12 protein-coding genes are annotated in these 21,079 nt (G+C 73.4%); 4 read left to right on the top strand and 8 right to left on the bottom strand.

All coding sequences use genetic code 11. The annotated features are described in order from the left end of the window. Positions 1-218: 218 nt before the first annotated feature. Positions 219-3,056, top strand: coding sequence for a diguanylate cyclase (locus FRAAL_RS28065; protein ID WP_041939894.1), 2,838 nt, complete (start codon positions 219-221; stop codon positions 3,054-3,056). A gap of 643 nt (positions 3,057-3,699) precedes the next feature. Then, complete coding sequence (locus tag FRAAL_RS28060; protein WP_041939893.1) at positions 3,700-4,770, top strand: glycosyltransferase family protein; 1,071 nt, start codon at positions 3,700-3,702, stop codon at positions 4,768-4,770. Positions 4,771-4,836: 66 nt separating this feature from the next. Here FRAAL_RS28060 and FRAAL_RS28055 read toward each other — a convergent pair whose 3' ends face one another. Beyond that, a complete protein-coding gene (locus FRAAL_RS28055) occupies positions 4,837-5,634 on the bottom strand; it encodes a TetR/AcrR family transcriptional regulator (RefSeq protein ID WP_050997282.1) in 798 nt (265 codons plus the stop codon). A gap of 108 nt (positions 5,635-5,742) precedes the next feature. Here FRAAL_RS28055 and FRAAL_RS28050 point away from each other — a divergent pair, with 108 nt between their 5' ends. Continuing rightward, positions 5,743-8,184 carry an MMPL family transporter gene (locus FRAAL_RS28050; protein WP_041939892.1) on the top strand — a complete coding sequence of 814 codons (2,442 nt, stop codon included), beginning with the start codon at positions 5,743-5,745 and terminating at the stop codon, positions 8,182-8,184. A gap of 76 nt (positions 8,185-8,260) precedes the next feature. Here the strand turns inward: FRAAL_RS28050 and FRAAL_RS28045 are convergent, their stop codons facing one another. The 6 genes from FRAAL_RS28045 to FRAAL_RS28020 are packed head-to-tail and all read right to left on the bottom strand — an operon-like array spanning position 8,261 to position 18,575. Then, positions 8,261-9,853: a glutamine synthetase family protein gene (locus FRAAL_RS28045; RefSeq protein WP_231861390.1), complete on the bottom strand. Its 1,593-nt coding sequence runs from the start codon at positions 9,851-9,853 to the stop codon at positions 8,261-8,263. After that, positions 9,850-11,955, bottom strand: coding sequence for an IucA/IucC family protein (locus FRAAL_RS28040; RefSeq protein WP_011607470.1), 2,106 nt, complete (start codon positions 11,953-11,955; stop codon positions 9,850-9,852). Before FRAAL_RS28040 ends, FRAAL_RS28045 begins: the two co-directional genes overlap by 4 nt. After that, positions 11,952-13,532 carry a lysine N(6)-hydroxylase/L-ornithine N(5)-oxygenase family protein gene (locus FRAAL_RS28035; protein WP_011607469.1) on the bottom strand — a complete coding sequence of 527 codons (1,581 nt, stop codon included), beginning with the start codon at positions 13,530-13,532 and terminating at the stop codon, positions 11,952-11,954. The genes FRAAL_RS28040 and FRAAL_RS28035 overlap by 4 nt, the downstream gene beginning before the upstream one ends. 50 nt (positions 13,533-13,582) lie before the next feature. Next, positions 13,583-15,574: an IucA/IucC family protein gene (locus FRAAL_RS28030; RefSeq protein ID WP_011607468.1), complete on the bottom strand. Its 1,992-nt coding sequence runs from the start codon at positions 15,572-15,574 to the stop codon at positions 13,583-13,585. Continuing rightward, positions 15,571-17,139, bottom strand: a complete 1,569-nt coding sequence (locus FRAAL_RS28025) for a pyridoxal phosphate-dependent decarboxylase family protein (protein WP_011607467.1) — start codon at positions 17,137-17,139, stop codon at positions 15,571-15,573. Before FRAAL_RS28025 ends, FRAAL_RS28030 begins: the two co-directional genes overlap by 4 nt. After that, positions 17,136-18,575, bottom strand: coding sequence for a diaminobutyrate--2-oxoglutarate transaminase family protein (locus FRAAL_RS28020; RefSeq protein WP_011607466.1), 1,440 nt, complete (start codon positions 18,573-18,575; stop codon positions 17,136-17,138). Before FRAAL_RS28020 ends, FRAAL_RS28025 begins: the two co-directional genes overlap by 4 nt. A gap of 480 nt (positions 18,576-19,055) precedes the next feature. On the opposite strand from FRAAL_RS28020, the gene FRAAL_RS28015 reads away from it, so the two are divergent. Further along, entirely contained in the window at positions 19,056-20,486 is a 1,431-nt protein-coding gene (locus FRAAL_RS28015; protein ID WP_011607465.1) for a type III PLP-dependent enzyme domain-containing protein, read from the top strand. Here FRAAL_RS28015 and FRAAL_RS28010 read toward each other — a convergent pair. Continuing rightward, entirely contained in the window at positions 20,393-21,022 is a 630-nt protein-coding gene (locus tag FRAAL_RS28010; protein WP_050997281.1) for an NUDIX hydrolase, read from the bottom strand. The two genes, FRAAL_RS28015 and FRAAL_RS28010, sit on opposite strands and share 94 nt — an antisense overlap. Positions 21,023-21,079: the final 57 nt, after the last annotated feature.

The raw sequence follows: 21,079 nt of genomic DNA, 5'->3' as shown, positions 1-21,079 counted from the left end.
CCCCGGGGTGGCTGTTCGCCGCCACCCGGTCCCGCATCGTCCACGAGCCCAAGCTCGTCGGTGGACCAACCGACGACGGGTCTGCCGCGGGCCGTCCCCTGGCGTCACCGCGTCCCCGCGCCCGCCGGGCGGCCCAGGTCCGGGCCTGGGGTCGCGTCGGCGTTGCCGCCTTCGCCGGCACCCCCCCGAACGGATCCCGCGTCCCGAACCGAGGGGTGATGCCGGCCCCGCCGTGGCGCGCCGGGCCGGGCCGTGGCTGGCTCGCCTGTCCGGGGGCCGGCCTGGCCGCGGTCGTCGCCTCCGTCCTGCCGCCCGCGGTGGGTCTCGGGCTCGGCTGCCGGATGGCGTTGTACCTGCTGGTAAGCCTGTCTGCCGCCGGTGCCCTGCTTGCCGGACCGCATCGCCTCGCCGCCGAACCGCGCCGTGGCTGGATGCTCCTGGCGGGCGGTCAGGTTCTCTACGCGGCCACCGGTGCGGTCCTCTTCATCTGCCCGCACGTGTCCTCGGTCACACCCGGTGCGGCGGCGGACGTCGTTCTGTTCCTCCGTTATCCGCTGCTGGTCGCCGGCCTGCTGACACTGCTGCGGGCGCGTCGTCCCGGGCGAAGCGCGGCCGGCCTGCTGGACACCGCGATGGTCCTCGCCGCGGCCTGCCTGCTGTCCTGGGTGTATCTGGCGGCACCGGCGGTGCGAGCCGGGGGTGCCTCGGCGGCCGGGATCATCCCGGTGGCGTGTACGGCGGCGAGTCTGGTGGTGGTTGGTGTGACCGTCCTGCTCACGGCGGGGGACGGCGAGCGCCCGGCCACACTGCTGCTGCTGGCGGGTGGGGTGCTCGTGAGCGTGGCCGCGGACGCCGCCGACGTGTTCACCCGGATCGGTGACGCCACCGCGGGGGGCATGGGGTTGACGGGTGTCGTGGGCATGGCGGGTGGCATGGGCATGACGGGTTCGGGCGGTGCGGGGGTGGATGGCCCGAACGCCGCCCGGATGGTGAGCGCCCTGCTGCTCACCGCCGCCGCGTGCCATCCCTCGCTGGCCCGATCGGGCCAGTCGGTGTCGCCGCCGACGGTGCCGATCCGCGACGGGTGGAGGGTGGCCGGGTTGTGCGGGCTCGGGCTGGTCGGGCCGGTAGTGCTCGGCGTGCAGGCTGGTCGCGGCGATGTCCGGGATGTCGGCGTGATCGCGGTGGTGAGCGCCGGCATCGTGCTTCTGATCATCGCCCGGATGGCCCGGCTGGAGGCCGATCAACGACGAGTCGCGATCACGGATGGCCTGACCGGGCTACGGACCCGTCGGTATCTGGAGGCCGAGATGCGGGTCGCCGCTCGGCGGGCTCGTCAGATCGGGTCGGGGATGGGCCTGCTCCTCGTCGACGTCGACCATTTCAAGTCCGTGAACGACCGGTTCGGCCATCCGACCGGCGACCAGGTGCTCGCCGAGGTGGCCAGGCGGCTGCTCGACGTGACCCGTCCGGGGGACGTCGTGGCCCGTTACGGGGGGGAGGAGTTCGCGCTGCTTGCGCTGGACGTCCGGGGCGACGCGCTGGCGGACATCGCCGAACGGCTGCGGCTCGGGGTGGGGCGGGAGCCGGTGCGGGTGGCGCTGCCCGCGCCGGCCGCCGCCGCCGACTGGTCGCCCGCCTCCGCCGACTGGTCGCCCGCCTCCGCCGACTGGTCACCCCTCCCCGTCGGCGCGGAGGCTGCGACGGTCCGGGCGGCCGACACCATCCGGACCGTGGGAAGCGTCGCGACGACGACGCGCAGGGACGGCCGGGACACGGCGGGCCCGGCCAGAGCCGCCCCGGGTCCCGCCCCGGGCCCCGGCCCGTCGTCGCTGTCCGTGCCGGTGACGGTCTCCGTCGGGGGCGCCGTCCTACCCGACCACGCGGGCGACGTCTACGCGCTGGTCGCGGTCGCGGACCAGGCCCTGTACGCCGCGAAGGAAGCGGGCCGGGACCGGGTCGCGATCGGTCCGGAGGGGGCGCCGGGTCCGGGGCGGGTGCCGGCAGCGGCGCCGACACCCTCCGCGCGGGCCTCGTCCCACACGCGGCCGCCTCGACTGCCGACGGCCGGTCGACCGGTGCTCGACTCCCCGCCATCCCGACACTCGCCGCTGGACTGGCCGGCCGGCGACCATCCCGTGGCCGACGGCTGTGCGGCTGATCCACTCGGCATCCACCCGCCCGCGTTCCCGCAGCCTGCCGTCGACCCGTTCGGGTCCGTGCCTTCCCCGCTCGTGCCCTCCCCGCCTGCGCCCGCACCGCTCGCCCCAGCACCGGTCTTGGCGACCGCCGCCAACCCGGACGGCACGCCGACCGTGCTTGCCGAGCCCGCGGCGGTGGCCGCGGCCGCCTCCGCGGTGGCCACCGCGGTGGCCGCGGTGCTGGTCGCGGAGCCGCGCGAGGTGCCCAGACGTCTGCCCGACGGCGTCGAGTGCCTGCGCCGGATCGCCGAACAGGTCGACGCCTGGCATGCGCCGCGCGCGGATGGCCGGGCGGTGGGCCACTGGCTTGGGGAGGTGCTCACCGTGCTCGGCTATGGCGCCGTGGCACGCCACCGGGCTCGGCTGGCCGGGCGGCTGCACAACGTCGGAAAGATCCTCCTGCCGCCGCACGTCCTCGCCCGTCCGGGCCCCCTCGACGCCGAGGAGTGGCGCCTGATTCGCCTGCACCCGGTGATGGGCGCGACTCTGCTCGCCCAGGTACCGGACCTGCGGGTGGAGGCAGAGATCATCGCTCAGCAGCGGGAGTGGTTCGGTGGGGGCGGCTACCCCAGCGGGATCGCCGGGTCCCGGATCCGGATGGAGTCACGGGCCCTCGCGGTCTGCACCGCCTGGGCGGCGATGCGCGGCGGGCGCGGTGGGCGGGATCCCCTGAGCGGACCCGCCGCTCGGGAGCAGCTTCGGGCCGGGCGCGCCACCCAGTTCGACCCAACGGTCGTCGACGTCTTTCTGGCCCTGGAGGCCGACGGACGGGTCGGGTTACCCCATCCGGACGACCGGCTTACGACCACCCCGGCCGCGTGGGCGTCCACGCTGCCGGTGCTGGGGTTCGCCTGACCGCGCGCCGCCGTTCCGGCCGCGCCGGCGCCCCGGCCGCGATGGTGCCCGAGTGCCACTGACGAGGTAGGAGAGAGCGCGCCCCTTGGGCATGGCCCGTTCGGCCGAGTCGGTGGGTCGGCGAGTCGGCGCATCCGGTCAGCCGATGCCGGCCTGGCATCGGCTGGCCCGGCAGCGGGTAGTTCTCTCCCGATCGCTCCCGGAGTAACCGCTCCGGGCGCTTGGTCGGATACCCACCGTAGCCTCGTGGGGCGGTAGTGCGGTTCCGGTGCGGCGCGGTGTGTTCGCGGCCCGTCCCGAAAGTGGTGGTTGATACCCGCGGGGAAAGAGGGGGAGTGACGGACCGGGCCGCAACACCGATACTTTGACGCTCCAGCATCTGACATGTGTCGGATCGGTCATGCTCCGCCAGACCGCGAAGAGGACGCGGCGAACCTGAGCGCGTGGAGGTACCGGAAACGACCCGGGCGGTCGAGGCGTTGTGAACGGAGGTAGGCAATCATGCGGTCAGTGGCACGAGGGGGAATCACCGCCCGGACCGCCTGATACCCACCTCGCAACGCCTGTAGCAGATCCCCACAGGACGTCGTCACCGGTACGGGGGTTGTCCGTACCCAAGAAAGGTCACGAGAGAGGGGCGTCCGTGCGAACGCTCGAACCCACCAGCCTCGACCTCGACACGATCGAGGTGGACAAGCTTGCCAAGGGCATCACCCTGAGCCTGTTGATCCCGGCCCGCGGCCCGGAGGCGGCCCGGACTCTCGGCGAGATCATCGCGCAGAACCGGCAGCGGTGGATGCAGGAACGCAGTGTGTTGGACGAGATCGGCGTCATCGTCGATCCGTCCTCGGACGGCGACGAGCACGACCTCGTGCGCATCGCGACGGACGCGGGCGCGAGCTGGGTCGTCCGCGGGCAGTCCGTCCTGCAGCGCCATGCCGGCCGGGAGGCCACGATCACCGGCGGGAAGGCCGGCGCCATGCGCAGCCTCGCCTACCTTGCGTTCGGCAATCGGCTGATCTTCCACGATGCCGATCTGGAAAGCTACGATCCGTACACGGTCGGGGTGCTGGCCGCCGCGACGACCGCCGGCAACGCTCCACTTTTCGTGAACGGAAGTTCGCGGAGGGTGACGGGTGACGGTCAGCCCGGCGGGCGCACCACGGAGATGCTGCGATCGTTGTTGTCGAAACAGCTCGCCCGGTATGTGCCGTCCATCACGCGCACTATCCAGCCCCTGATCGGGGAGTTCGTCATCGACGCGGATGTCTTCGCGGCGCTGGCCTTCTCGCGCGGCTATGGCGTGGAGACCTCGCTGAAGGTTCTGGCGCTCGACCTGCTCGACTACTCGGACAGCCTGCAGGTCGAGCTGCCGATCAAGTATCAGGTCGGCCAGCATTACCACAGTCTCGTGAAACAGTTCCATGAGATTAGTTTCACAATCGACGTCCTGGAAGCATACTTTCAACGGCGCCGGGTCGATCCGCACGTCGCCATCTGGCAGATCGCCGACAACTACGACCTGCTATTTCCGGGGCGCACCTACGCCCTGCATCGGCCCCCGGGCTACGACGAGACGGATTTCGTCCCGCGTATGGGCTTCTACCAGCCGCTGGCCACGGCGCCGGCCTATCAGGCCCGGCTCCCGGAGATCAAGAGTGCCCGCCGGGTCGCCCTGGACGCGCTGGAACGCCGGATGCGTACCTCGGCCTGACCATTCCCAGCCCCCGACCGGGCGCCGATCCGCCCCGACCGGGCGGGGGTGGCCCGGTCGGGTGCTCTAACGGCCGCCCCTGCGGGCTGGTCCAGATCCGACCGTCCGGTCCGGTCGGGTCGGGTCCTGCGCGCCCGGCGGGGCCGCCGGAACGATCGCGCGGCAGGCCTGAGCGAACACGTCGACCATCTGGCGGTCGAACAGATCGGCGGGATCTCCGAGGGCCGGGGGGAGATGGCCGAAGGACTCCAGCGACAGGAAGCCGTGCAGCTGGGTCCAGGCCGCCAGGCAGACCGCCATGCCACCGGGGTCGATCGCCACCTCGTGGTCGCCGGCCCAGGCGCGCAGCCTGGCCTGCATCGTCGGGGTGAGCTCGGCGTCGAGGTGGCCGGTGTCGACCAGCCCCGCCTCGATCGCCTCCGTCATGCAGCGGAACAGCACGGCCACCGACCGCTGCAGCTCGGCGGCCACCCGGACGCTGACGAACCCGCCTTCGGGTACCCGCGTACCGAAGAGCAGCGTGTACTCGACGGTGTGGTCCAGCGCCCAGCGGCGGTGGGCCCGGGCGACATCGAGCCACCGACCGAGATGATCGTGCGGATCGCCCGCGGTGAACGCCGCCTCGAGGGCGTCGGCCAGCGAGGCGAAGCCGTCGGCCGTCAGCTCGGCCAGCAGCACCTCACGGCTGTCCACGTAGCGGTACAGGGCCGAGGGGGCCATGCCCATCGCCCGCGCCACCCCCCGAAGGGACAGGGCGGCAGGACCGAGCTCCGCCAACTGGGCATGCGCCGTCTGCTTGATCTCGTCGAGGGTGGCCCGCCGTAGCCGTTCCCGGCGGGGGACTGGACTACTCACAGCGGCCATGGTCGATCTCCGGGTGAACACTGTCAACTTTTCGCCCTCCTGACCTTGACGAGAACACCCGGCGCGAACACTGTTCTCTCCAGGGTTGCCCCATCTGTGGAGGAAGCCGTGTTCTCGTCCCTTGTGGCGCTGGTGACGCGCCGCCCACGCCTGGTGCTGGTCCTCACGGTCGTCGCCCTGCTCGGCGGCGGCGTCCTCGCAAGCACCGCCTTCGGCAAGCTGCAGACCGGGGGCTTCGACGACCCGGCTTCCGAGTCCACCCGGGCAGCCGATGTGATGGACGCCCGCTTCCACGGCCGTCCGAACGTGCTCCTTCTCGTCATCGCCCGGCAGGGGGATGTCGACGAACCGACGGTCGCCGCCGCCGGCCGGTCCGTGGCGGCCGATCTCGCCGCCCAGCCGGGCGCCCGCGACGTCGTGTCCTACTGGACCGGCGGGGGGTCGGCACTGCGCTCCCGGGACGGCCGGTCGGCTCTGGTCGTGGCCAGCGTGCGGGACGATGACGAGGCCTCGGACATCGTCGATCGCTACGAGTCGCGTCGAGAATGGTCGGACACGGTGACCGTGCTGCCGGGTGGTGCGGCGACGGTGGGCGAGGACATCGGCAGCCAGGTCTCCAGCGACCTCGCCGTGGCCGAGTCGATCGCCATTCCCGTCACCCTGGTGCTCCTGGTGCTGGCGTTCGCCGGCGTCGTCGCCGCGTTGCTGCCGCTGGGCATCGGCCTGCTCGGCATCGTCGGCGGTTTCGCGGCGCTGTCCGTGATCGGCGGGCTCACCGATGTGTCGATCTTCGCCGTGAACCTCGCGACGGCGATGGGCCTCGGCCTCGGTATCGACTACTCGCTGCTGATGGTCAGCCGGTTCCGCGAGGAACTGGCGGCTGGGCGCGACCGCGCGGACGCCGTGGCGGTGACCGTGCACTCCGCCGGTCGGACCATCCTGTTCAGCGGTGCCACGGTGATCGTTGCGTTGGCCGTGATGCTGCTGTTCCCGCCGTTCTTCCTGAAGTCCATGGCCTACGCGGGGATCGCGGTGACGCTGGTGGCGGTGGTCGCGGCGATCGTGTCGCTGCCGGCCCTGCTGATGGTGCTCGGCGAGCGGGTGAATGCCTGGCGGGTGGGTGGCCTGATCGGACTGGCCCGCCGACGCCGGACGGGTCGGTCCCGGCCGGCGGGCATCTCCGGCGCGGACGGCGGGGACGGCGGGGACGGCGGGGACGCGGTCGCGGTGCGCCAGGCGGGCGAATCCCCGTTCTGGCGGCGGGTGGCGGCGACGGTGATGCGCCGGCCGGTGCTCACCGGGCTGCCGGTGGTCGCGGTGCTGCTCGTGCTCGGGGCGCCGTTCCTGCACGTCAACTTCGGGACGCCGGACGACCGGGTGCTCCAGCCCGGCTCCGCGCCCAGCCGGGTGGTCGGGGACGCGCTGCGTGAGGACTTCGCGGCCGACCTCGGCGGTGCCATGGAGGTCGTCGTGCGGGCCGAGGGGACGCGGTCGGTCGACCGGTCGGCGCTGGCCGCCTACACGGCGACGCTGTCGCGGCTGCCCGACGTGGCCCGCGTGGACGGTGCGCTGGGAACGTACGTGCAGGGCCGCCGTGTCCTACCCCCCGATCCGACCAGCGGCCGCTTCGCGGTCGCCGGCGCGGACTCGTTGCAGGTGGTGACCTCGGTCGACTACGCGTCGGGCCGCGCGCAGGATCTCGTCCGGGCCGCCCGGGCCGTGCCGGCACCCGCCGGGACCAGTGCCCTGATCGGCGGGGCGCCCGCCGTCCTGGTCGACGGCAAGAACACGGTCGCCCACCGGCTTCCCCTCGCGCTCGGCCTGATCGCGCTGGCCACCTTCGTCCTGATGTTCCTGTTCACCGGCAGCGTGCTGCTACCGGTGAAGGCGATCGTGCTCAACGGCCTCGCCATGTGCGCGGTGTTCGGCGCATCCGTCTGGATCTTCAGTGACGGGCACCTCGAGGGACTGCTCGACTTCACCCCCGGTCCGCTGGACACGTCCATGCCGGTGCTGCTGTTCTGCATCGCCTTCGGGCTGTCGATGGACTACGAGGTCTTCCTGCTGTCGCGGATCAAGGAGGCGCACGATGCCGGTGCCTCCAACGGCGAGGCCGTCGCCGCCGGGCTCGCCCGGGTGGGCCGCATCGTGACCACCGCGGCGGCGCTGCTCGCCGTCACCTTCGTCGCCTTCGCGACCTCGTCGGTCCGCTTCATGCAGATGTTCGGGGTCGGCACGGCGTTGGCCATCGTGCTGGACGCGACGCTCATCCGGGGGGTGCTGGTCCCGGCGTTCATGCGGGTCGCGGGCAGCGCGAACTGGTGGGCGCCACGCCCCCTGCGGATCCTGCATGACCGGTTCGGACTCCACGAGTACCGCGCGCCGGCCCCCCCGGTCCGGCCGGAATCCTCGTCCGTCCCGCGCGCGGAGCTCGGATCGGCCGCCGCGGGCCTGGCACCGGCGCAGCGGTCCGCGGCCCAGGGCGGGGCGGCACCGCGCGGCGACGCCGGACAGGGCCCGGCCGGGCGGCCGGGGCCGTCGGCGGGCTGACCGGATCGGGCCCGTCGCCGGGAGAAAGGGGCAGCGCGGTCCTGCGCGAAAGGCGACGGCGGGCCGCCCGCCAGCGTCAGAAGCGCTCGAAGCCGCGTCGGCGTTCCCAGTCGGTGACCGTGCCCTCGTACGCGGCCAGCTCGACCTCGGCCGCATGAGCCAGATGGGCGACCACCCGGTCGCCGAAGGCGGCGCGGGCCACCGCGCTCGACCGCCACCGCTCGACGGCGTCGCGCAGCGTCGCGGGCAGGGGCGGGAGCCCCGGCATGGTGAACGCGTTGCCGATCCGGCCGGGTTCGAGCGCCAGCCCGTGCTCCATCCCGAACCGGCCGGCGGCGATCATGCCGGCCACCGCGAGGTAGGGGTTGGCATCCCCGCCGGGCACGCGGTGCTCGATGCGCAGCCCCGCCCCGCTGCCGACGACCCGCACCGCGCAGGTCCGGTTGTCGCGTCCCCAGCTCACCCCGGTGGGCGCGAACGCACCGGGGGCGAGCCGCTTGTAGGAGTTGACGTTGGGTGCGAAGAGCAGCGTGAAGTCGGCCATGCAGGCCAGCTGCCCGGCGACGAACGAGCACATCAGCGGCGACATCCCCGCGGTGTCGGATCGGCCGGGGCCGGGCGCGGCGGCGAACACCGGCTCGTCCCCGTCCACTCCCCGCAGGGAGAGGTGAACGTGGCAGGAGTTCCCCTCGCCCTGGTCGTACTTCGCCATGAAGGTCAACGCCTGCGCCGACGCGGCGGCGATCTTCTTGGCTGTCGTCTTGTAGAGGGCGTGGTTGTCGCACGCCTGGAGTGCCTCGGCGTAGCGGAACACGATCTCGTACTGGCCCGGATGGACCTCACCCCGAGCCGACTCGACCGCGATCCCGGCGTCGGCCATGGCCCGCCGGATGCGCCGGGTCAGGTCGTCGAGGTCCTCGGTGCCGAACAGCGCGTAGTCGATGTTGTAGCGGCTGGCCGGGGTGAGCCTCGACCAGGAACGCCGCGCCGCCCGTCGGTAGGACTCACGGAAGACCAGGAACTCCAACTCCGTCCCGGCGAGGGCGGTGAGCCCGACGGCGGCGAGCCCGTCGAGCTGGCGGCGTAGCACCGTTCGAGGGGCGACGTCCACGGGGGCCCCGTCGGGCCAGGTCGCGTCGGCCATGACGACCGCGCTGGACGGGCGCCACGGTGCCCGGCGCAGGCTGGTCAGATCGGGGCGGAGTCGAAGATCGCCAAAGCCGTCGTACCAGGGGGTGCGCGGATACCCGCCGTCGGTCTGCATGTCCACGTCGACCGCGTGCAGGTAGGTGCACGCGCCCATCCCGTCGGCGAGCACCTCGCCGGTGAAGTGGTCGGGGGACACGGCGCTGCCGACCAGCCGGCCCTGCAGGTCGACGGTGGCGACGATCACCTCCTCGACGGCGTGGTCGCCGGTCAGCAGCGGGTGCAGGGCCTCGATGGCCGCCGCCTGCGGATCTGCCAGGGCCTGGGGGTCGACGTCCACCGATCGTGGGCCGGCGCCGGCGCCGGCGCCGTGGCCGACACTGGCCCGATCGGGCGACGAGGCCGGGTCGGGGGGCTGAGGCGGTGCAGGTGTGGGCAGGTGACCAGCCGCTTCGGCCGGATCCTGCCGCTCGGCGGGTCCCGCTGAGCGGGCCGGTGGTATCGGCGCTGGCAGTGACGTCATCCACCCTCCGTTTGTGCCATCGAAGCCTCGGCCGGGGACGCGGGCCCGCGGGCGGTGATCGTCGCCACCGGGTTGGCCACCTCCCCGTGCATCAGGTCGAACCCGCCGTCCCGGTCCGCCCGGTCGTGGAACCCGGCGCCGGCGAGCTGCTCGCGGTTCAGGCAGACCCGGTCGAAGCGGGGCGTGAGCAGATCTATCTCGCGGAAACGATCCCGTAGCTGGGGGAACCGCGCGTGATAGCCGTCGACCGCCGCCCGGACCAGCCGCCAGAACTCGCCCTCCTCGACCTGCAGATGATCCGCCGCCAGCACGGAGAAGTAGCGGAAGTGGCCGGCGAACACGGCGGAGAGCACCGAGTGGGCCAGCAACGGCCCGGGCCAGCGGCGGCAGTACGCGGCCGCCTGCGCGGGCATGCCCGCGCGTTCGGGGAAGTCGCCGTCCACCAGCTCGATGTCGGCGCCGAAGTCCTTCACCGCGATCCGCCGGGGTCGCTGCTCGGCGTCGAAGATGCAGATGATGTTCTCGCCATGCGGGGTGAAGGCGACGCCGTACCGGTACAGGTAGTGCAGCAGCGGGGGTAGCAACGCGGCGAAGAGCGCGGCGAGCCAGTCGTGGGCCGACTGGCCCGACCGGGCCACCAGCTCCGCGGTCAGGGACCGTCCGTCGGACCCGATCGTGAGCAGCGACGCGAGGCTGCGGGCCTGCTCCCCGTCGACGAGATGCCGCTCCACCGGATCGCGCCAGATCACGCCGAGCAACTCGTGCAGCCGGTAGGGCGCGCCGGGGATGGCGTCGTAGACCCCATGTCCGACGGCGGCGCCGGCCACCTCGGGCAGGGGCAGCACTCCCGTCACCTCCCGCAGGAACGGATCGGCGTCGCGCAGGTCGAGCAGCCAGCGCGACACCGCCGGCCCGGCGGCGGCGTCCGCCGCGGACATGCCGCGCCAGACCAGGGTGTTGCGGATCATCAGCGCGAGCTTGACGTTGCGTCGCTCGGGTCGGTCGATGTTGGCCAGCGTGCGGACGGCCTGCAGCGGGAGGTACCGGTCCGGTCCCTCCCCCAACGGGACCAGCAGACCCGTGGCGAGCTCGGCGGCGAACAGCGGGACGATCACGTTCTCCCACTGCCAGGGGTGTACCGGCAGCCAGACGTAGTCCTCGGCCGCCGTGGGGGGCGCCGTGGGCGAGGGGGGCTGGCTGGCGCGGGCGGGGGCGTCCCCCGGTGGTGCGGCGGCCACCAGCGCGCGGCCGAGGACGTCGGCGAACTGGGCGCGGGTTGCGCTGTCCAGCTCCGCGCGGACCAGGGCGGCATTGCCCGACCGGTCCATGGTGGACTCGTCCGGATGGTCGGGTCCGGTCGACGCGATGTCCCAGCACCGCCCGATGGTGGGATGCGCCGCCACCCAGCGCAGGCGAAAGGGCGACCTGGCCTCCGGGGTGAACCGGCTGGCGGCCGCGCCGAAGCCGAGGCGCCCCTTGTTGGCGACGAGGCAGGGGTGGCCTGACTGGTGGCCTTCCAGCGCGACGAAGGACAGGCCGGCGAGGGACGCCGCGGGCGAGGCCGTGGCCAGGAGGCACTGATCGGCCGACTGGGTGGCGAGCAGATCGCGCACCACGTCGGCGACGACCGGATCGGGCCACCCGAGCAGGGGCTGCGCATCCCGTAGGAACCGCACCGGGTCATCGGCGGCAGCCGCGCCGGACCGCGCCTGACCGTGCGGGTCGACTGGCCGGTGGTCCTCCGGTCCGCTCGGGGGAGATAGGAGGGGCCCTTGCCCGCCGACCGGTGGGGCGGTGCGGGTGAGGCTCGCGGGATCGATCCACCATGACCCGAACGTGCCCCGCCGGGCGCGGAATCGGTAGACGGCGCCGGCCGTCACCAGTTGGTGGGCCAGCAGGGGCCCCCGACCGATCGGGGGATGCTCCGCGAGGTCCGGGCCACCGGCGTCGTCCTCGATCTGCGGCCTGAGCAGATCCTCGTAGGCGAGTTCCGCGATGAGCTTGGTCAGCAGCGCGCGACCGGCCTGCCGCCAGAGGTAGGCAGACCCACCCGGCCTGACCGGCGGCGGCGGGAATCCTGCGGTGGGCGGGGGGAGGGTCACCGGTCGGCCTCCCCGAGCATCACGGGTTGCCGTCGCCGTACCCCCCGATCGGAGGCCCCTTCCACCGCGCCGTCGGGTTCCCGACGTCCTCCACCCTCCGCCGCCGGTCGGGCGGCGGCGCCGCCAGGCCCGCCATGGCCCGTCGCCGTCGCCGCCGTCGCCGCGGTCCTCGGGGCATGGTGGTACCCACCCGCCTGCGGAGGGGCGCCGAAGGTTGTGAACGCCGACGGCGGCGGCAGTCGGTACGCGTGCCCCCCGGTCAGGTCATCGAGGATGACCGCGGCCCGCCAGGCACCCAGGCCCAGATCGGGGGCGCCGATCCCATGGGTGTGCAGCTCGGCGTTCTGGACGTAGAGGTGCCCGGTCACGCTCGGGTCGGTGGCGATCCGGTACCGGGCGTCGATCTGGAACCGACCTCCGTCGTCGAGCCTCAGCAATCCGGCCACCGGATCGAGCAGGGCTGGGCGCCGGGCGGCATATCCCGTGGCCAGCACCACCGCGTCGGTGGTCAGCGCGAAGGTCCGGTCCTGATCACGGTGGCGGCACGCGAGCGCGATCTCGCCCCGCTCGCCGTCCAACGACGTGGACTGCACCGACACCCCCGGCAGCAGGGTGACCGCCTCGTCGCCACCGTCGATCGTCCGTTCGTAGAGCAGGTCGTAGATCTCCGCGATGGTGTCCGCGTCGATCCCCTTGTAGAGCTGCCACTGCGCCGGGACGAGCGCGTCCTTGCGGCCCTGCGCCAGGCCGTGGAAGTAGCGGACGTAGTCGGGGGTGAACTGTTCGAGGCCCAGCTTCGAGTACTCCATCGGCGCGAAGGCGGGGGTGCGGGTGATCCAGGTCAGGTGCTGCGCCGCCGTCCGCTGGTTGCGCACCAGGTCGGCGAACACCTCGGCGCCGGACTGGCCCGATCCGACCACGGTGATGTGGGACAGCTCCGCCAGGGACGCGCGCCGTTGGCGGTAGTGCGCCGAATGGAACACCCGGTCACTCTCGACTCCCGCGAAGGCGGGAGGCGTGGCCGGCTCGGTGCCGATACCGAGGACCAGATGCCGGGCCGTCACCACCCGGGTGGACCAGGCGCCCGCGTGGTCGGCCGGCGGCTCGCCGTGCGCCGGTGCTGCCGGCGGTGCCGTCTGCGTGACCACGAGGCGAAACAGTCCGGCGTCGGGATGCCAGCGAACCGCGTCCACCCGGGTGCCGAAGTGGGTGGAGTGCAGGCCGTCGGCGACCCACCGGCAGTAGGCGTCGTACTCGCGGCGGGGGATGTGGAAGCGTTCGTAGAGGTAGAAGCGGAAGAGCCGGTCGTGCGCCCGCAGGTAGGACAGGAACGACCACGGGCTGGTCGGGTCGATGAGGGTGACCAGATCGGCGAGGAACGGCACCTGCAGGGTCGTGCCCTCCAGCAGCAGGCCGGGATGCCAGGTGAACGCCGGCGCCTGCTCGAAGAAGGCGGCCCGCAGGCCGGGGAGGCCGTCGGCCAGCGCGGCCAGTGACAGGTTGAACGGCCCCAGCCCGACCCCGACGACGTCGTAGTCCGGTGTCTCCGGATGGGGGAGTCCCGGTGCCGAGACCATGACCGGGGCCCGCGGCGGCTCGTCGCGGGGTTCGAGCGGGTTGCGGGACGTCACGGGGCGGCCTCCAACAGCGGGTTCGGAATCTGTACGTAGACCGACTGGGTGGCCACCGGTCCGATCAGCTCGTCGCGGCCGTCCACGCAGGTGCGCAGGTTGCCCTTGCTGGGCAGAGCGGAGGCCGTCAGGAGGGTGTCGAGCAGCCGGCGGCGGACGGCGGGCGGCCCGACCGGGCTGTGGTCCGATCGGGCGTCTGAGGCCATCCGGGACAGCAGATCGCGTGCTCGCCCGAGCAGGAGGTGTTCGTCGGCGACGTCGGCCGCGCCCAGGGCTCCGGCCACGGCGAAGACGTTGTTCACGAACAGGTAGTAGATGATGCGTTCCGCCACCAGGTCGTCGTCGAAGATCGCGTCGAGATCCGTGGCGAAGCCGGGGAGCAGGCGTTCCATGGCTGCCGCGGCCGAGGCGGCCACGTAGTAGCCCTGGCTGTCGCGGTACCACCCGGCCACCGGCCAGCCGTCGGAGTCCAGGCTGACCAGGGTGTTCTGCAGGTGCGCCTCGACGCCCACGCCGAACCGCAGGTACAGGTCGAGTACGGGCGCCGCGAGCACGGCCAGGTAGCGCCCGAACCAGGTCTCGGCGAGTTCCTGGACGGATTCTCCCCGGCGGTCGGCCAGCCGGGTGAGCAGCCGGGGGAGCATCGCCGCCCGGGACCGTCCGCGGCTGTCCGCCGCCCGATCGGGCCGGGGCGCGATCAGCGCCGCCAGGCTCACCGCCCGATCGGTCGGGCCGAACGGGTTCGTCCGGATGGCGGTCTCCAGCCCCACCGTGCCGTCGCTGCCGTCCGTCGTCGCGCCGAGCGTTCCGGTGGTCCGGGGGATGCCCGGCTGCTCGGATCCCCCGGACGGCGGGTGGCGGCCCGGACGGGTCACCGCCACCCAGTCGGGCTCTCCGATGAGGTGGAAGTCCGGATGCCGGGCGGTGAGAGCGGCGCCGAGGCCCGCGTCGACCAGTCTGGTGATCATCTCGGCCAGTCGGAGCTCCCCGAGGTGCAGGACCCGGCGGGAGTTGGTGATCCGCAGGCCCAGTGAGAGCTTGAGCATCACCTTGCGGTCCGGCCGCCAGACAGTGCGCAGGGATGACGTCGGATACCACGGCCGGCCCGACCTGCCGAGGTCCACGAGGCGGCCGTCGGCAAGCAGCCGGGCCAGGGGGCTGTCCGCGCGCTCGGTGAGTTCACGGGCCTGCCACGGATGGGCCGGCACCGGAACGTAGCCGGGCGGGACGCGCCGGTCCGGCTGGCCGTCCAGGTCGGCGCCGGTAGGTGCCGACGGGCCTGCTCCGATCGGGCGGTACCCCGCAGCCGCGCCGAGGGCGCCGTCGCCGCCGTACAGCTCGGTCAGCAGGCGCGTGACCGGAGGGCGGCCCACCGCCGACGTCGCCGTGGGTCCGCGCCCTGCCGCCGGGGCACCCGACGTCGCCACCACCGAGGGATGAGCGGCGAACCAGTGCAGCGCGAAGGAGCCGGCCCGCTCGGGGGAGTAGGCAGCCATCGCCCGGTCGGAGGCCCCCTGTCGGCTCGCCGCGGCCGGGTGGAAGGGATGGCCCGTGAGCGACGCCTGCTCCGCGGCCAGGAACGGAGGGATGGCACTCGGGTGCCCCCGCGTCCGGCGGGCGTCGAGATGGGCGGCGATCCGGCAGGCCGAATCGAGGATCCGGGCCAGGGCCTCGGCCCCCTGGGCCGCAGGCATCCCCTGTTCCGCGGTGATCTCCCGGACGAGGAGCGCGGCGAGCAGACCGGCGTCGACGGGCACCGGCGCGCCCGTCGGGGAGACCAGCTCGGGCTGGGCGAACCGGTGCCACCCGGACGGCGAGCGGTGGGTCACCGTCGCCCGGACGGACAGGCCCGACGCCGGCAGCGCCACGTCTATGGCACGGACGCCGACAGCCGGCAGCGCGCCGGTCTCCCGAAGCCAGCAGCGCAGGAGGGTCTCGGTGACGAGGTCGTCGGCGATGGCCGCGGCCGTGGGCTGGTCTGCGGTCACGAGACGCTCCCGATGCCACCGCCGTCCTCGCCGGCGAGTTCGTCGCCGATCTCGGCGACCAGGCGGAGCAGCGCATCCACGTCGGCGTGGGTGGCGTCGTGGTTCAGGAGGGTGAGCTTCAGGTGCACAGCCCGATCGGGTCCCGTTCGGGTCCGACCGACCACCGCGCGCCCGTCGAGCAGCAACGTGCGGCGAATATCGGCATTGAGTCGGTTCAGTCGATCGGTGGTGCACTCTGCCGCCGATCCGGCGGCGCCGGCTCGCGGCCGGTAGCGGAAGACGATCGTGCTCAGCGTGACCGGGAAGGCGGACTCGAGGCGGGGATCGGCCTGCACGGTCCGTTCCGCGTGCCGGGCGAGGTCGTGGCAGGCGTCGACCAGGGCGCCGAGCCCGGCGCGGCCGAGCGCGCGCAGCGTCACCGCGATCGGGAAGGAGTCCGCGCGGCGGGTGGTCCGCAGGGACCGGTCCAGGAGGCTGGGGAAGCCGGCGGCCTCGTCGTCTTCGGAACGGAGATAGTCCGCATGCGCGACGCGTACGCTGGGCCACCCGTCCGGGCGTGGCGTGAGGAAGACGCCGGCCGGAGCCGGTTGCCAGCCCAGCTTGTGCAGGTCCAGGGACACCGAGTCGGCGAGCGCGAGCCCGTCCAGGCAAGCGGCCAGCCGATCGGAGAACAGCGCGCCGCCGCCGTACGCCGCGTCCACGTGTAACCAGCCGGACGAGGCGGGATGGCCCGTTGCGGCCGGTGCCGCCGGGGGCCGCCGCAGGGGTGGCCGACGCCGGTGCTCCTCGACCGCGGCCGCAATCTCCCGCAGCGGGTCGACGGCCCCCGCGTCGGTGGTGCCCGCGGTGGCCACGACGACGGCCGGGCCGGGGTGCTCAGCGAGCGCCCGTCGCAGCAGGTCGAGCCGCATCCGGTCCTGGCCGTCGGTGGGGATGACGGCCACCGGCGGGTCGTCGAGACCCAGCACGGCGGCGGCACGGTCCACCGACAGGTGCGCGGCGGCCGAGCGGAACACCCGCAGCCGCCCGCTCGGCCCCGTCCCCGCGGCGTCCGCGTGGGCGGCATCCCGGGCGAGAAGCAGGCCCATGAGGTTGGACTCGGTGCCACCGGTGGTAATCGTGCCGGTGGCCCGCGTCGGGTCGAAGCCGGCCAGCGCGGCGAGCGCGGCGACGACCTCGGTCTCGATCGTGGTTGCGGCCGGGGCCTGATCCCAGGAATCCAGGGACGGGTTGAGGGCGCTCACGGCGAGATCGGCCGCGACCGCCACGGGCAGCGGGGGGCAGTGCAGATGGGCGGCGCACCACGGGTCCGCCGGGTCCACCGACCCCGCCGCGAGGGCCTCCACCAGCCCGGTGATCGCGGCTGTCGATCCGATACCGGTGCGGGTGAGCAGGCTGGTGCGATCGGGCGATACGCCGAGAGCGGCGTGGATCGCCGCACGCACCCGCACGGGCCCCCCGGCGGGCAGCGGTCCGCCGCGCCGACGCCGGCCCTCGGCCAGCGCCGCGAGGGTCAGCCCGACGAGCTCGTTCAGGCCCCGCCCGGGTTGCGGCGCTTCGCTCACGTGGTCGGGCGCCCGGCGGCGTCGGCGGTGAGCCGCCGCACGGCCGCATCGGTGGCGTCGGCAAGGATCGCCAGGACGCGCTCGATCTCCTCCTCGCCGATGATCAGGGGTGGCAGGAGCCGGATGACCGCCCCGTGCCGCCCGCCGAGCTCGATGATCAGCCCGCGGCGGAGGCATTCGGCCCGGACCAGGGCGGCGAGCCGGGGGTCGGCCGGATGCGCGCCGACCGCGTCGGCCTCCATGGTCGGATCGACCAGTTCGGCGCCGAGCATGAGCCCCCGGCCGCGCACGTTGCCCACCTGTGGACGGTCGCGGGCGAGATCCTCGAGGCCGGCCAGCAGCCGGGAGCCCAGGCGGGCGGCGCGCTCGTCGAGCCCGTCCTGGCGCACCCGCCGCAGGGTGGCACGGCCGGCGACCATCGCGAGCTGGTTGCCGCGGAAGGTGCCGGTGTGCGCGCCGGGCGTCCAGACGTCCAGCTCGGCCCGGTAGGCGATCACGGCCATCGGCAGGCCACCGCCGATCGCCTTGGACATCACGAGGATGTCGGGCGTGATCCCGCTGTGCTGCGCGGCCCAGAACCGCCCCGTCCGCCCCACCCCGGTCTGTACCTCGTCGAGGATGAGCGGGATGCCGCGCCGACGGGTGATCTCCCGGAGGGCCCGCAGCCAGCCGTCCGGCGCCGCGACCACGCCGCCCTCCCCCTGGACCACCTCCACGATCAGCCCGGCCGGATCGGTGACCCCGCCGAGTGGGTCATCCAGCAGCCGTTCGATGTAGCGGATGGAGAGTTCCGCACCGTCCGGACCGGCGGCGCGGCCGGGCGTGGACCCCACCCCGAACGGGCACCGGTACGGATGGGGAAAGGGCAGCCGGACAACCGAGGCCGTGGCGGGCAACGGGTTCTTGACGGCGACGTTGCCGGTCACCGCCAGCGCGCCCGCGGTCATGCCGTGGTAGCCGCCGGTGAACGCGAGCATGGTCTGGTTTCCGGTCGCCGTCTGGGCGAGCTTGATCGCCGCCTCCACCGCGTCGGCCCCGCTCGGACCGCAGAAGTGCAGCTTGACGTCGCTGCCGAGCCCCGGTGGCAGGCAGGCCCGCAGCTCCTCGGTGAACGCGTCCTTCTCGGGGGTGGCGAGGTCCAGGGTGTGCAGGGGGGCACCGCGGGAGAGCGCCGCGGTGATCGCCTGGACCACGTCCGGGTGGTTGTGGCCCAGAGCCAGGGTGCCGGCGCCGGACAGGCAGTCCAGGTAGCTCCGGCCGTCCGCGCCGACGACCGTGGCACCGTTCGCGCGGACCGGCACGATCGGGAGGGTGCGCGCGTAGGTCCGCGCGGACGACTCCCGCTCGCGCTGCCGCGCCAGGATGGCGGCGGGATCCCACGCCGGGGGGATCGGGTCGATGCTGGCGCTGATGCCGTTTCGAGCGGAAATCGTCATCGCGGGCGACTCCCTTTCGAGCGGACCGTGTTCAGGGAAGCCTAACCTAACTGCGCGAGGAGCTGTTGCTCCGCGCAAGGATACGGTCGCGTCTGGCACCATCGGCGGGTCCCTCCATGGTCCGCCTGGATGCCCGGCATCGTCGCGGAATTGCTGCTCCCGGGGCCTTCCCCGGCTTGGGTCCCCTCCATTCGGGCAGTGTCCGAGCGCACACCTGACGGTGGAGTCTCCGCCTGGGCGTGATCGCGGCTGTCCTGGGACATGGCCGCACTCTCGGCGCACGGCCCGTTTCCGCCCCGCCCATGCGGGCGGGATCACACCTGCGCCCGGGCCGCCGGGGCCGTCGTCGCCGGGGCGGGTGGACGCAGGGGTTGTGCACGCATTCGGGATTTTATTGCGCGGAATGCGCCGCATTCGCCAGGCTGGAAGCGGCGCGGTGGTCCGATCGGGCGATGACCGGGCCTCGGGGAGGAGGCTCGGATGGACCTGCCGCCGTCGGCGGCTCCGCTGCACGCGCTGCCCGCGGGTCGCCTGCCCCTCGCGGTGCTCGCGGCGGTGCGCGATCGACCGGCGGGGGCGGCCGAGTTCAGCGCCTACCTCTACGACCCGACCGTCGCCGCGCGCAACGCCGCCGCGCTGCGTGGCTGCCTGCCCGGCTGGGCCGAACTCTGCTTTGCGGTGAAGGCCAACGGCTTCCCGCCGGTCCTCGACGCGCTGCTGCGGGGCGCAGCCGCTGCCGGCACGCCTGCGGACATTCAGCTCGCGGACATCCGGGCCCACGGACCCGGCGCGGGCGGCGGGCCTGATCCGAGTGTCGGACCCGGCGCGAGTGGCGGGCCTGATCCGCGTGTCTGCGGGCACGGCGGGGTGGACGGTTTCGAGGTCTCGTCGGTGGGAGAGACGCGCCTGGCCCTGGCTGCCTACGGCCGGGTTGCCCCCGCCCGATCGCCCTACCTGGTCGCGTCCGGCCCGGCGAAGTCGAGCACCCTGTTGACCGCGCTGGTCGAGGCCGGCGTGTCGATCGTCAACGTCGAGAGCCCAGGCGAGCTTCGGCGGCTGGAGGCGGTCGCGGCGCGGTTCGGGCGGCGGGTCACCGTGGCGGTGCGGGTGAATCCTGCCAGGGTCGCCCTCGCGGGCTCCCTCCAGATGGGCGGGCGTCCGAGCGCGTTCGGGGTCCCCGAGTCGGAGGTGCCGGCCGTGCTGGACCTGGCGAGGCGTCTGCCCCATCTGGACGTGGCTGGCTTCCACGTCCACGCGGTGTCCGGCAACCTCGATGCCGCCGCCCACCTGGACTACGTCCGCTGGTGCCTCGAGTTCGCCGAACGCACGGCCGCCGACGCCGGGATCGACCTGCGGGTGGTCGACGTGGGCGGGGGCCTCGGCGTGCCGTTCGAGCCGGACCGGCGCGGCGAACGCCCCTTCGACCTGGACCGGTTCGGGGAGGGGCTCGCGCGGTTGCCGGTCCCACCCGGCGTCCGCATGATCATCGAGCCGGGCCGGCTGCTCGTGGCCGACTGCGGCTGGTACGCCGCCGAGGTGATCGACGTCAAACGCTCCTACGGGACCGACTTCGTCGTGCTGCGCGGTGGCATCCACCATTTCGCCCTGCCGACCTCCTGGGAGATCGTGCACAACTTCGCGGTCGTCGCCGGGCCCACATCGACCGCGGCCGAGGACAAGGGTGTTGACACGGCCGGGCGGCCGGTGACCGTGGTGGGCGAGCTGTGCACGCCGGAGGACACGCTCGCGCGCGACATCACCGTCGGCCCGGTGCGGCCCGGGGACGTCGTCGTCTTCCCGATGGCCGGCGCCTACGGCTACGAGTTCGCCCTGGCGGATTTCCTCGGCCATCCCCGGCCCGCCCGCGTGGTGCTCGGGGAATCGGTGGATCGCGGCCCACGGGACGCCTGATCCGGGCGTTCACCCGCCGTCGAGGAGAAGGCCATGACGCCGACGAGAGTTGCGCTGCTGACGATCTTCCGATGGCGGATGAGCTCGCCGATCTCGTCGAGCGGTATCCATTCGACGCGATCCGACTCGTTGAGCTCCGTGGGCGGTCCGGTGAACGTGGCGGTGTCCGCCCGGAACACGAAGTGCTGCGCGTCGGTGATGCCGTTCGCGGGCTGCGCGTAGATCAGGGGCCGCAGCGGCCCCGGACGCCAGCCGGTCTCCTCCTCCAGCTCCCGGGCGGCGGCGTCGACGGGTTCCTCGCCGTCCTCCACCAGACCCATCGGCAGTTCCCAGCCCCAGGTGTCGGTGACGAACCGGTGCCGCCACAGCATGAGCACCCGCCGCGACTCGTCCAGCAGCGCCGTGATGGCGACATTGCGCAGCCGGACCACGTGATACTCCGCCCGCTGCCCGTCCGGCTGCTCCACGTCGAGGAAGGCGAGGGTGACCCAGTGCGTCTGGAAGACGGTCCGTTCCTGATGAACCCGCCACTTCATGAAGCCTCCCTGCTCGTGCGACACTTGACCGGCCGCCGGCCGCCGGCCGCAGAGGCC

The sequence above is a fragment of the Frankia alni ACN14a genome, assembly GCF_000058485.1.
Classification (GTDB): Bacteria; Actinomycetota; Actinomycetes; order Frankiales; family Frankiaceae; genus Frankia; species Frankia alni.
This window is presented reverse-complemented; position numbering and strand designations above follow the sequence as displayed.

Coding starts and splice junctions, on each gene's coding strand:
- FRAAL_RS28065 (WP_041939894.1), top strand. CDS start 219: ATGCCGGCCCCGCCGTGGCGCGCCGGGCCGGGCCGTGGCTGGCTCGCC.
- FRAAL_RS28055 (WP_050997282.1), bottom strand. CDS start 5,634: ATGGCCGCTGTGAGTAGTCCAGTCCCCCGCCGGGAACGGCTACGGCGG.
- FRAAL_RS28045 (WP_231861390.1), bottom strand. CDS start 9,853: ATGACGTCACTGCCAGCGCCGATACCACCGGCCCGCTCAGCGGGACCC.
- FRAAL_RS28035 (WP_011607469.1), bottom strand. CDS start 13,532: ATGGTCTCGGCACCGGGACTCCCCCATCCGGAGACACCGGACTACGAC.
- FRAAL_RS28020 (WP_011607466.1), bottom strand. CDS start 18,575: ATGACGATTTCCGCTCGAAACGGCATCAGCGCCAGCATCGACCCGATC.
- FRAAL_RS28015 (WP_011607465.1), top strand. CDS start 19,056: ATGGACCTGCCGCCGTCGGCGGCTCCGCTGCACGCGCTGCCCGCGGGT.
- FRAAL_RS28010 (WP_050997281.1), bottom strand. CDS start 21,022: ATGAAGTGGCGGGTTCATCAGGAACGGACCGTCTTCCAGACGCACTGG.